Below are 12100 nucleotides of genomic sequence, written 5' to 3'. Positions count from 1 at the left end.
GCCGGATGGAGGCCGGATGGATTCCACCACCTTGCTGGTGATCGGCGCCGTCGTCGCGGCGGTGCTGCTCGCGGTCGCCCTGGGCCTGCTGGTGCGGCTGGTGCGCGCCCGGCGCACGCTGCTGCGGGCCGGGCTGCCGACTGGCCCGCGCTGGGTGTTCTGGGGCGCGGTCGCCTATCTGCTGCTTCCGGCCGACCTGCTGCCCGACCCCGTCTACCTGGACGACATCGCCGTCCTGCTGTTCGCGCTGCGCAGCCTGCGTGCCGCGCGGCCGCTGCCGCCGGATCCGACCGAGCCCTGAACGGCCCCCGCAGGCCGCACCATGGAGCGATGCGGACCGAGTTCACCGGTATACCCGATACCCCGACGGCCCCGGACGTGGCCGTGGTCGTCGACGTCATGCGCGCGTTCACCGTGGCCGCGTGGGCGTTCCGGCGCGGTGCCGAGCGGATCGTCTTCGCCGGTACGCAGCGCGAAGCCCTGGATCTGAAGGCCCGGCATCCGGGCTGGCTGGCCTTCCAGGACGGCCCGCCGGTGCCGGGGTTCGATCTGGCCAACTCGCCCGCCCGACTGCGTTCGCTGGACGTACGGGGCCGTACCGTCGTGCAGAAGACCACCGCCGGGACGGCCGGCGCGCTGGCCGTGGCGGACGCCGGGCTGCTGCTGTGCGCGAGCTTCGTCGTGGCCGGCGCGACCGCCGAGCTGCTGCGGCGGGCCCGTCCGCAGACGGTGACCTTCGTCGTCACCGGAGACGGCGGCCGGGCCGAGGAGGATCTCGCCTGCGCCGAGTACATCGCGGACCGCGTCCGCGCGGCCGGCACCGACCCGGCTCCGTACGTCGAACGGGCCGGGCGCTCCGACGCCGCCGCGCGTCTCACCGAGGGAGTGCGGCGCGGCTGGGCCGGTATCCACCCCGAGGACGTGCCGATGTGTCTGGAGGCGGACACCTTCCCCTTCGCCATGGCGGCCGCCCGGGTGGACGGCCACCTGGTCCTGCGCCCGGTGGACAGCGGGTACTCGGCACCGGCACCGGCCCGCGCGCCCCGCTGAGTCACCCTCCGTACGGCACCGGCACGCCCAACCCGCTCAGTCACCCCGCACCCCGGCGGCGGACACCGCCCGCGTGCAGCGTGCCCAGCAGCACCGCCGGCGCCGTGAACGCGGCCGCCGCTGCCGTTGGGGCGGCGAGCCGGGTGGGTCCGGGGGTGCGTCCCACGGCCCCGCCTCTCCGGCGCTCCCCCGGTTCTCCGCCCCTCCCAGGTGCGTCGCACGGCCCTCCGGGCGCATTCTTGCTGTGTCATCACCCGAAGGCGCACGGGACGAGGTAGGGGCGATGGCTGGGAGCGGTGGCGAGCAGCTGGTCCGTACGCGGGCCCGGCTGGCCGCGCTGCTGGCCGACACCTCGACCGGCGCGCTCGGTGCGGCGGGCGGCCGGGTGGCGGGCGTGTATCTGCGCTCCGGCAGCCCCGGCCTGCTGCGCCTCGCGGTGCTCGCGGGGCTGCCCGGTCCGCTGTTCCGGCCCTGGTGGCGCCTGCACGTCGACCGCCCCTTCCCGGTCGCCGACGCCTACCGTCTCGGCGTACCGGTGCTGCTGGCGAACGCCACCGAGACGGTGCGCCGGTATCCGCAGTTCGCGGCGAGCCTGCCCTTCCCGTTCGGGTCGGTGCACGTGCCGGTGCCGGGCGACAGCGAGCCGCTGGGCGTGCTCACGGTGCTGCGCCCGGCCGTGGCGGACACCGTGGACGAGCTGCTGGACCGGGAAGTGCTCGTCCGGCTGGCCGAAGGGCTGGGCGCCGAGCTGCTCGCACTCGCCGACGGCGACCCGAGCGCGGTCGTCTGGGACGGCGAGCCGTTGTGCGTCCGGCCGCCGGCGAGCCGGCCCACGCAGGCCGCCGTCGCCCGGTTCGGCTGGGATCCCGTGACCTGCGCCGTACGCGTGGACGACCGGCTGTACACCCTCCTCGGGCTCGGCCCCGGCGACTTCGAGGGGACGGACAAGGCGCTCGCGGACGCCGTGGCCCCGCATGACGCACACCGGATCCTGGCCGCGCTGCACGAAACGGCCGCCGGGAGGCCGCCGGCCGCTCCGCTGAGCCTGCGGGCCCGGGACGGCAGACCGCGGCTGCTGGACGTATGGCCGGCCGCCGGGGACGGGGGCGTGGAGCGGGTGGACGGGGTGGTGTTCGACCCGGGTCCGGCGTTCGCGGACGGTGCGGCAGATCTGCTGCCGCAGGGCGTGTTCTGCCTGGACCGGCTGGGGCTGATCGTGTACGTCAACGAGTCGGCGGCCCGGCTCGTCGGCCGGGACCGGGAGTGGCTGCTCGGGCGGCCGCTGTGGGAGGCGCTGCCGTGGCTGACCGGTGCGCCGTGCGACGACCATCTGCGCTGCGCGCTGCTGGCCCCGGATCCGGTGCACTTCCATGTGCGCCGGCCGGCCGGCGAGCCCGGTGCGGGCGACTGGCTCGCTGTGTCGGTGCATCCCGGCGAAGACCTGCTGACCTGCACGCTCGTCCCGGCCAGCCGCGTGGACACGCCCCTCGAGCCGGTCGTGGAGGCGCATGTCGCGGAGGAGACGGTGACGGCCGGGCACTCGATGACGCCGCTGTACCGGCCGATCGCCCTGGCGATCGCGCTGACGGACGCGGTGACCGCCCGGCAGGTGTCGGCGGTGGTCGTGCAGGAGCTGCTGCCCGCGTTCGGCGGCCGGTGCCTCGCCATCTATCTGCTCCAGGAGCGGCATTTCTATCTCGCCTGGGAGAGCGGCTTCCCGCAGGGGTTCCTCGCCCCGTTCGAGGGGGTCAGCCTCGATGCGCACCTGCCCGGTGTGGAGTGCCTGACGACGGGCCGGCCGCTGTTCTTCGAGTCGATGCAGCAGATGGCGGCCGCGTATCCGGGCATGCCGCTGGACGCCGACGAGGGCGCCCGGGCCTTCCTGCCGCTGATCGCCTCCGGCCGGCCGGTCGGCTCGTGCATCCTCGGCTTCGACGGCTCGCGCGGTTTCAGCACCGAGGAGCGGACCGTGCTCACCGCGCTGGCCGGGCTGATCGCGCACGCCATGGAGCGGGCGCAGCGCTACGACAGCGAGGCGGCGCTCGCCCGCGGCCTGCAGCAGGCTCTGCTGCCCCATCGGCTGTCGACCCATCCGCAGGTGGAGACCGCGGGCCGGTATCTGCCGGGCACGCAGGGCATGGACGTGGGCGGTGACTGGTACGACGTGGTCGAGGCGGGGGACGGGCTGGCGCTGGTGATCGGTGATGTGCAGGGGCACGGGGTGCAGGCGGCGGCCACCATGGGTCAGCTGCGCAGCGCCGTGCGGGCGTTCGCGCTGGGCGACCGGCCCCCCGACGAGGTGATGAGCGGCACCAACCACCTGCTGATCGGCCTCGACCCCGGTCAGTTCGCCAGCTGCTGCTATCTGCGGCTGGACCCCGCGACGGGGCGTGCCCGGATCGCCCGGGCGGGGCATCCGCCGCCGCTGCTGCGCTCCCCCGACGGGCGGACCCGGCTGCTGGACGTCCCCGGCGGTGTCGTCCTCGGGGTGGACCCGCACGCCCGGTACCCGGTGACCGAGCTGCTGCTGGAGCCGGACGCGATCCTCGCCCTGTACACGGACGGGTTGGTGGAGCGGCCCGGCGCGGACATCGACGACGGCATCGACGCGCTGCGGATGGCGCTCGGCCGGGCCGGGGCCGGCTCCGGGCGCCGGAGCGGGCGGTCGCTGGCCGGGGTCGCCGACCGGCTCACCGCCAGCGCCCGGCACTCCACCGACCGCCCCGACGACGTGGCTCTGCTGCTCGCCGCCCGCCGCTCCACCCCGGTACGACACCGGTGACCGGACCGCGCCGCTCCGATCGGTGGCCGTCACCTCGGCAGATGGTCTCGCCGGACGGGGCCCGGCAGTGTAGACATGGTCACATGGTGCGACTGTCCGGCCGGCCCGCGACTCGGCCGCCCCGTTCCTTCGGGCACCCACGCACGGCGCAGGGCCCGCGGCCGCAGGGGCCGGGCGGCGACGGCAGTGGGCCCGGGATGCTGCGGGCGGCGGTGACCGGGCGCAGCGTCGCCGGACAGGTGTTCGTCCTGCAAGTGGTGATCGTGCTGCTGCTGGTCGTCTCGGCGGTGGTGGCGCAGGTGCTGCAGGTGCGGCGCGACAGCGATCTGGAGGCCCAGAACCGCTCCCTCGCCGTCGCCGAGACGTTCGCGAACGCGCCCGGCACGGTCGCCGCGCTGCGCGCTGCGGATCCCACCGCCCTGCTGCAGCCGCGCGCGGAGGCGGCGCGCAAGGCGACCGGGGTGGACTTCATCGTCGTGATGAATACCGACGGCATCCGTTATACGCATCCCAAACCCGACCGCATCGGCAAGAAGTTCGTCGGCACGATCGCCCCGGCGCTGGCCGGGGGCACGGTCACCGAGCATGTCAACGGCACGATAGGGCCGTTGGTGCAGGTCGTGGTGCCGGTGAAGGACTCGGGCGGCAAGGTGGTGGGCCTGGTGTCGGCGGGGATCACCACCGCGCACGTGGGCGGGGCCGCCGCCCAGCAGCTGCCCCTGCTCCTCGCGGCGGCAGCGGCGGCGCTCGCGCTGGCCACGGCGGGGACGGCCCTGGTCAGCAGACGGCTGCTGCGCCAGACCCACGGCCTCGGACCGTACGAGATGACGCGGATGTACGAGCACCACGACGCGGTGCTGCACGCGGTCCGGGAGGGTGTGCTGATCGTCGGCGACGGCGGCCGGCTGCTGCTGGCCAACGACGAGGCGCACCGGCTGCTGGACCTGCCTGAGGACGCCGAGCGGCGCAGCGTGCTGGAGCTGGGCCTGGACGACGAGACGGCGGCGCTGCTGGCCTCGGGCCGGGTGGCGACGGACGAGGTGCACCTGGTCAAGGACCGGCTGCTGGCGATCAACCAGCGCCCCACCGATCTGCGCGGCGGCCCGGCCGGCAGTGTCACCACGCTGCGCGACTCCACGGAGCTGCGTGCCCTGTCGGGGCGTGCGGAGGTGGCGCGTGAGCGGCTGAACATGCTGTACGACGCCGGGGTGGGCATCGGCACCAGCCTGGACGTGAGCCGTACCGCGGAGGAGCTGGCGGGGCTCGCGGTGCCCCGGTTCGCGGACTTCGCGACCGTGGACCTGTTCGACGCGGTCCTGCACGGCGAGGAGCCGAAGCCGGGCACTTCGCTGCGCCGCGCCTCCTGCGCCGGTATCCGCGAGGACTCCCCGCTGTACCCGGTCGGCGAGCGGATCCGGTTCGTGGCCACCTCTCCGCAGGCGCGCAGCCTGACCACGGGGCAGTCGGTCCTGGTGCCCCGGTTGCGCGACGCACCCGGCTGGCGCGCGCAGGACCTGGAGCGCACCGACCAGGTCGTGGCGTACGGCATCCACTCGCTGATCACCGTGCCGCTGCGCGCGGGCAGCCTGGTGCTGGGGGTGGCGAACTTCTGGCGTGCGGAGAAGCCGCAGCCGTTCGACGCCGAGGAGCTGGCCCTCGCCGAGGAGCTGGTCGCGCGGGCGGCGGTGTCCATCGACAACGCCCGCCGGTACACGCGCGAGCACAGCATGGCGGTCACCCTGCAGCGCAGTCTGCTGCCGCGTTCGCTGCCCGAACAGGGCGCGCTGGAGATCGCCTACCGCTATCTGCCGGCGCAGGCCGGGGTGGGCGGCGACTGGTTCGACGTACTGCCGCTGTCCGGATCCCGGGTGGCGCTGGTGGTGGGGGACGTGGTGGGACACGGGCTGCACGCCGCGGCCACCATGGGCCGGCTGCGCACGGCGGTGCACAACTTCTCCGCGCTGGACCTGCCGCCCGATGAACTCCTCGGTCTGCTGGACGAGTTGGTGGGCCGGATCGACCAGGACGAGACCGCGGCGGACGGCGCCGCCGCGATCACCGGGGCGACCTGCCTGTACGCGGTCTACGACCCGGTCTCGCGGCACTGCACGGTGGCCCGGGCCGGCCATCCGCCGCCCGCGCTGGTGCACCCCGACGGCCGGGTGGACTTCCCGGAGGTGCCGGCGGGGCCGCCGCTGGGTCTTGGCGGGCTGCCGTTCGAGACGGCGGACCTGGAGCTGGCCGAGGGCAGCCGGCTGGTGCTGTACACCGACGGGCTCGTGGAGGACCGCGAGCGGGACATCGACGTGGGTCTCGATCTGCTGAGCGATGCCCTGCGCGGCACGCCGGGCGGCTCGCCGGAGGAGACCTGCCGCGCCGTGCTGGACCGGCTGCCGGCCCGGCCGAACGACGACGTCGCGCTGATCGTCGCCCGCACGAGGGTGCTGGGGGCCGACCGGGTCGCCGAGTGGCAGGTGCCGTCCGACCCGGCGGCGGTGTCCCAGGTGAGGTCCGCGGTGACCCGGCGGCTCGCCGACTGGGGCCTGGAGGAGCTGGACTTCACCACGGAGCTGATCCTGAGCGAGCTGGTCACCAACGCCATCCGCTACGGCCGTGGCCCGATCGGCGTTCGGCTGCTCCGCGACCGCACGCTGATCTGCGAGGTCTCCGACCGCAGCACGACGTCGCCGCATCTGCGGTACGCGGCGACCACCGACGAGGGCGGCCGGGGCCTGTTCCTGGTCGCTCAGCTCGCCGAGCGCTGGGGCACCCGGTACACCCCCAACGGCAAGATCATCTGGGCGGCACAGCCACTGCCCTGACCCTGTCGCCCCGGGGTTCTGCACGCGGGCCCGGCGGACGCCGGGCCCGTGCCGGGTTCCCGGTGCGCCTGAGCCCCCGAGCGGAGGAGGCGGTCAGGCGCTCAGCCGCGAGCGCAGCAGCTGCTTGCCCATCTCGGCGCCCTTGCGACTGTCGGACTGGGCCTTGTGGAACAGGTCCGCGAGCTCGGTGTCCTTGTCGCGTTCGGCGTCCTGGATGTACGTCTCCAGGCGCAGGGCGTTGTCCAGACACGCCTCGACGTACCAGATCAGGTCGTAGTTCTTGTCGCGCGTACCGGTGACGCCACCGGTCTCGCTGGTGCTGGTCATCCGGGGTCTCCTCCTTCTGTCGACCCTGTGTCGTTCTCCTTACGACAGACTCCCGGGTACCCGGGCGACCTGCGGACACACGCCCGTCGGTCAGCCGAGGGCCCGGTCGAGGTTGAACGCGGCGCTGATCAGGGACAGATGCGTGAACGCCTGCGGGAAGTTGCCCTGTTGCTCGCCGGTGCGGCCGATCTCCTCCGCGTACAGGCCGAGGTGGTTGGCGTAGGTGAGCATCTTCTCGAAGGCCAGCCGGGCCTCGTCGAGCCGCCCGGCCCGCACCAGGGCCTCGACGTACCAGAAGGAGCAGATGGAGAAGGTGCCCTCGTCGCCGCGCAATCCGTCCGGACTGGCCTGCGGATCGTAGCGGTAGACCAGGGAGTCGGAGACCAGGTCCTCGGTGAGGGCGTCCAGGGTGGACAGCCACCTGGGGTCGGTGGGTGCGACGAACTTGCCGAGCGGCATCATCAGCAGGGAGGCGTCCAGGACGTCGCTGCCCTCGTACTGCACGAAGGCGCCGCGCCGCTCGGACCAGCCGCGGTCCATGATCCGCCGGTAGATCGTGTCGCGGGCCTGCCGCCAGTGGGGCAGGTCGGCGGGGAGCCCGCGCCGGTTGGCGAGCCGGATGGCCCGCTCGATCGCGACCCAGCACATCAGCCGCGAGTACGTGAAGTTCTTGCGGCCGCCGCGGGTCTCCCACACGCCCTCGTCGGGCTGGTCCCAGTGCGCGCACACCCAGTCGACCAGCCGGCACACGTCGTCCCACTGGCCGCTGGAGATCGGCTGGGCCCACTTGTCGTACAGGTAGATCGAGTCGATGAGGGCGCCGTAGATGTCCAGCTGGAGCTGGTCGGCAGCGGCGTTGCCGACCCGGACCGGGGCGGAGCCCAGATGTCCCTCAAGATGCGGCAGCACCCGCTCGGGCAGATCGGAGCGGCCGTCGATGCCGTACATGATCTGGAGCGGCGGCGCGGTCTCGTCGCCGTCGCAGGGGCTGACGTGCGTGGTCAGGAAGCCCATGAAGGCCTCGGCCTCGCCGGCGAAGCCGAGCCGCAGCAGCGCGTAGACGGCGAAGGCGGCGTCACGCACCCACACATAGCGGTAGTCCCAGTTGCGCTCCCCGCCGAGCTGCTCGGGCAGGCTGGTGGTGGGGGCGGCGACGATGGCGCCGGTGGGGGCATAGGTGAGCAGCTTCAGGGTGAGGGCGGAGCGGTGCACCATCTCGCGCCAGCGGCCGCGGTAGCGGGACTGGTGCAGCCAGCGCCGCCAGTAGGCGACCGTGGCGTTGAACTCGTGCTCGGCCTCGGCGCGGGCGCAGCCGCGGGGAGCCACCTCGTCGCCGACCTGGTCGAGGGCGAACACCGCGGTCTCGCCCTCGCCGAGCTTGAAGTCGGCGCGCGCGTCCCGGGCGTCGCACTCCAGGTCGACGGTGGAGGTCAGCGCCAGGGACCGCTCGGCGCAGTCGAAGACGACGACGCCGTCGACGGTGCGCAGGGTGTGCGGGGACGCGCCGTAATCGAACCGCGGGGCGACCAGCACCCGGAAGGGCACCGTGCCGCGGACGCACACCACCCGCCGGATCAGCCGGTGCCGGCCCGCCTCCCCCACGCCGTCCGAGGTGACGGGCATGAAGTCCTGCACCTCGCCGACGCCGTCCTCGGTGAAGAACCGGGTGATCAGCACGTTGGTGTCGGGGAAGTAGAACTGCTTGGTACGCGCGGGTACGGTGGCGGCCAGCTCGAAGCTGCCGCCGCGCTCGGCGTCGAGGATGGCCGCGAAGACGCTCGGGGAGTCGAAGGACGGACAGCAGTACCAGTCGATCGTGCCGTTCGTGCCGACCAGGGCCACACTGCGCAGGTCGCCGATGAGTCCGTGCTCGGCGATCGGCAGGTAGCGGGAGCTGGGGCGGGCGTCCTCGGGAAACGGGGTCTCGGCCATCGGCGGCCTCCCGGTGAGCGGTGCGAGATGTTTTCCAGCTTAGGAGCGAGTGCTCTCCGGTGGCGTGGGAAGGCGCTGCGGGGAATGGTGAGAGTGTGCCCCGTTCGGCGGCACCGGCACGGATGCGGTCATCCGGACCGAGGAGGAGGCATCATGTCGACAACCACACCCGACGAGTCCCGGTCGTCCGACGACCACTGCACCCCGGACGCCCTGCTCCACTCCGCCCCCTCGCGGGACATCACCCCGGAGGACCTGGTGCTGGCGGCGGGCAGGGACGTCACCCCGAAGAACCTCGACTGGGCACGCCGCAAGATGGAGAAGGAGGGCCCGACAGCCATCGAGAGGCTGATGCCGTAGGGCGGTCCGGGGAAAGCAAGGGCTCCATTTCAACGGGGGCGGGGCAGCCCGCCTGAAGGGGCGCGGGGAACTGCGCGAGCAACCGCACAGGACCCCGCGCCCGCCGGACGGCACGAGGCCCTACGGCCCGGAGGCGCCCGGCGTGCACACCACCCTCACCCAGCACACGGCGTTGTTGGCGAACCCACCTCGGTTCCAGCACTGCTCAAGGGGCTGGGTACGCCCGACGGAGTCGCTCGCGCGCGCCCCCACCGCGTGCTCCCCGGGCGTCGCGGTCCAGGTGTGGTGCCAGCTCCGCCACGCCCACCGGTGCCCATCCAGGACGGGGTCGACAACGGCCCGCGCCCAGGAGGCGCCGCCATCCGTGCTGACCTCCACCGAGGTCACGGGCGCGTGCCCGGACCATGCACGGCCGAAGAGCCGCACCGGCCCCGGCCGCACCACCCGCGTACGGGACATGAAGTCGGGAAACCCGGGCGGCACCAGCAACGCGCGCGGCGCGATCCGGGTGACCGGCTCGCCCCGCTCGTCGGCGGTGCGCCGGATCCGGTAGGCGACCGACTGCTGGAACCCCGTGAAGGGTGCGTCGCTCACCGTGACCGAGCGCAGCCACTTGACGTGAGTCATGCCGTACCAGCCGGGCACGATCAGCCGCAGCGGCCGGCCGTGCTGCGGCGGCAGCGGCGCGCCGTTCATGGCGGTGGCGACCAGCACCTGGGGGTCGTCGCCCGCGGCCACGGCCAAGGGCAGGGCGCGCTGGTAGTCCTGTTCGACTCCGCGCTCGACACCGTGGTCGGCGCCGGTGAAGACGACGTCCACGGCGGCCGGGTCCGCGCCCGCCTCGGCGAGCAGCAGCCGCAGCGGTACGCCGGTCCAGTCGGCGGTGCCGACCGCCTCGACCAGCCAGGGCTGGCTGACCGGCCGGGGGGTGAGCAGGGCCCTGCCGTTGCCCGCGCACTCCAGTGTGACCCGGGTGGTGACCTGCGGGAAGGACAGCAGGTCGGCGAGGGACAGGTCGAGCGGGGTGCGCACGTGTCCGTCGACGGTCAGCCGCCAGGCACCGGCGCTGGGCACGTACGGGATGTCGTAGTGCGTGAGGACGTAGTGCAGTCCGGGCGGGGTGACGTCGTGCCGCAGGGCCTCCAGGGGCAGGCCGTGGTTGCGGGTGGCGAGCGCGAGTTCGTCGGCGCCGATCCCCTCGTCGGGACCGGCCAGCCGGGCGGGGGCACTCAGGTCGCCGGGACGCTGACCCATGGCGTCATTGTCCTCCCGGGACACGGGCGCGGCGAGGAGAGCGGAGGACGACGGCAACTCCCGGGCGGCTCGGGGGATTTCGGCCATGGCGATCCCTTCCGGAGCGGGCCGGTGGACTGACAGACTCCCGAGGGTGCCCGACTTCGACTTCGACATGCTCGTCATCGGATCCGGACCCGGTGGTCAGAAGGCCGCCATCGCCGCGGCCAAGCTGGGCCGCCGGGTCGCCGTCGTCGACCGCCCCGACATGCTCGGCGGGGTCTCCCTGCACACCGGAACGATCCCCTCCAAGACCCTGCGCGAGGCGGTGCTGTATCTGACCGGTCTCACCCAGCGCGATCTGTACGGGCAGAGCTACCGGCTGAAGGACGACATCACCGTCGCCGATCTGACCGCGCGCACCCAGCACGTCGTGGGCCGTGAGGTGGATGTCGTCCGCAGCCAGCTCACCCGCAACCAGGTGACCGTTTACTCCGGCACGGCCCGCTTCGCCGATCCGCACACCGTCGCGCTGTCCGAGGCCTCCGGGCGGGAACGGCGCTTGAGTGCCGGGCACATCGTCATCGCCACCGGGACCAGGCCGGCCCGCCCGGACACGGTCGAGTTCGACGGGCGGACGATCATGGACTCCGACAACGTGCTCTCACTGGAGCGGGTGCCGCGGTCCATGGTGATCGTCGGCGCGGGTGTCATCGGCATGGAGTACGCCTCCATGTTCGCCGCGCTGGGCAGCAAGGTGACCGTCGTGGAGAAGCGTCCCGGGATGCTGGACCTGTGCGACGTGGAGATCGTGGAGTCGCTCAAGTACCACCTGCGCGACCTGGCCGTCACCTTCCGGTTCGGCGAGACCGTCGCCGCCGTCGAACGCCATCCGCGGGGCACGCTCACCGTGCTGGAGAGCGGCAAGAAGATCCCGGCGGACACGGTGATGTACTCGGCGGGCCGGCAGGGCCTCACCGATGACCTCGACCTCGGCAGGGCCGGGCTGGCGGCGGACGCGCGGGGCCGCATCGAGGTGGACGAGAACTACCGCACCGAGGTGCCGCACATCTACGCCGTCGGCGACGTCATCGGCTTTCCCGCGCTCGCGGCGACCTCGATGGAGCAGGGCCGTGCGGCTGCGTACCACGCGTGCGGGGAGCCGGCCGGGCGGATGCACCAGCTGCAGCCGATCGGGATCTACACCATCCCCGAGATCAGCTTCGTCGGGCGGACCGAGGACCAGCTGACCGAGGACCGGGTGCCGTTCGAGGTGGGCGTGGCCCGGTACCGGGAGCTGGCCCGCGGGCAGATCATCGGGGACTCGCACGGGATGCTGAAGCTGTTGGTCTCTCCTGTGGACCGCACGTTGCTGGGGGTGCACTGCTTCGGGTCCGGCGCGACGGAGTTGATCCACATCGGGCAGTCGGTGATGGGGTGCGGGGGGACGGTGGACTATCTGGTCAACGCGGTGTTCAACTACCCGACGCTGGCCGAGTCCTACAAGGTCGCCGCGCTGGATGCGACGAACCGGCTTCGCCAGATCGACCGATTGGACTAGCGCCGTTCGGGGTTCCGTTCCGGTGCCGGGTGC

Annotated in this window: 10 protein-coding genes; 6 read left to right on the top strand and 4 right to left on the bottom strand. The window is 73.2% G+C overall.

Features of this window, described 5'->3' with window-relative positions; all coding sequences use genetic code 11:
* Window positions 1-16: 16 nt before the first annotated feature.
* A complete protein-coding gene (locus ACWC0C_RS32155) occupies window positions 17-301 on the top strand; it encodes a DUF1232 domain-containing protein (protein ID WP_450867575.1) in 285 nt (94 codons plus the stop codon).
* 29 nt (window positions 302-330) lie between these two features.
* A complete protein-coding gene (locus ACWC0C_RS32150; protein ID WP_450867574.1) occupies window positions 331-1050 on the top strand; it encodes a 2-phosphosulfolactate phosphatase in 720 nt (239 codons plus the stop codon).
* A 40-nt stretch (window positions 1051-1090) separates the two neighbouring features.
* On the opposite strand, the gene ACWC0C_RS32145 is transcribed toward ACWC0C_RS32150, so the two are convergent.
* A complete protein-coding gene (locus tag ACWC0C_RS32145) occupies window positions 1091-1216 on the bottom strand; it encodes a hypothetical protein (RefSeq protein ID WP_450867573.1) in 126 nt (41 codons plus the stop codon).
* Between the two features lie 117 nt (window positions 1217-1333).
* Between ACWC0C_RS32145 and ACWC0C_RS32140 the strand changes: the two genes are divergently transcribed.
* Window positions 1334-3832: a SpoIIE family protein phosphatase gene (locus ACWC0C_RS32140; protein ID WP_450867571.1), complete on the top strand. Its 2499-nt coding sequence runs from the start codon at window positions 1334-1336 to the stop codon at window positions 3830-3832.
* Window positions 3833-3915: 83 nt separating this feature from the next.
* Window positions 3916-6654 carry a SpoIIE family protein phosphatase gene (locus ACWC0C_RS32135; RefSeq protein ID WP_450867570.1) on the top strand — a complete coding sequence of 913 codons (2739 nt, stop codon included), beginning with the start codon at window positions 3916-3918 and terminating at the stop codon, window positions 6652-6654.
* A 93-nt stretch (window positions 6655-6747) separates the two neighbouring features.
* Here ACWC0C_RS32135 and ACWC0C_RS32130 read toward each other — a convergent pair whose 3' ends face one another.
* Window positions 6748-6981: a hypothetical protein gene (locus tag ACWC0C_RS32130; RefSeq protein WP_449194059.1), complete on the bottom strand. Its 234-nt coding sequence runs from the start codon at window positions 6979-6981 to the stop codon at window positions 6748-6750.
* A 90-nt stretch (window positions 6982-7071) separates the two neighbouring features.
* Entirely contained in the window at window positions 7072-8913 is a 1842-nt protein-coding gene (locus ACWC0C_RS32125) for a glycoside hydrolase family 15 protein (protein WP_449194058.1), read from the bottom strand.
* A gap of 153 nt (window positions 8914-9066) precedes the next feature.
* Here ACWC0C_RS32125 and ACWC0C_RS32120 point away from each other — a divergent pair, with 153 nt between their 5' ends.
* On the top strand, window positions 9067-9273 hold the full coding sequence (locus tag ACWC0C_RS32120) for a hypothetical protein (RefSeq protein WP_449194057.1): 207 nt from the start codon (window positions 9067-9069) through the stop codon (window positions 9271-9273).
* Window positions 9274-9393: 120 nt separating this feature from the next.
* Here the strand turns inward: ACWC0C_RS32120 and ACWC0C_RS32115 are convergent, their stop codons facing one another.
* Window positions 9394-10527: a molybdopterin-dependent oxidoreductase gene (locus ACWC0C_RS32115; RefSeq protein ID WP_450867626.1), complete on the bottom strand. Its 1134-nt coding sequence runs from the start codon at window positions 10525-10527 to the stop codon at window positions 9394-9396.
* A gap of 154 nt (window positions 10528-10681) precedes the next feature.
* Here ACWC0C_RS32115 and sthA point away from each other — a divergent pair, with 154 nt between their 5' ends.
* Window positions 10682-12067, top strand: coding sequence for a Si-specific NAD(P)(+) transhydrogenase (sthA, locus tag ACWC0C_RS32110; RefSeq protein ID WP_450867625.1), 1386 nt, complete (start codon window positions 10682-10684; stop codon window positions 12065-12067).
* Window positions 12068-12100 lie beyond the last annotated feature (33 nt).

Source organism: Streptomyces sp. NPDC001709 (assembly GCF_053596375.1).
This window is presented reverse-complemented; position numbering and strand designations above follow the sequence as displayed.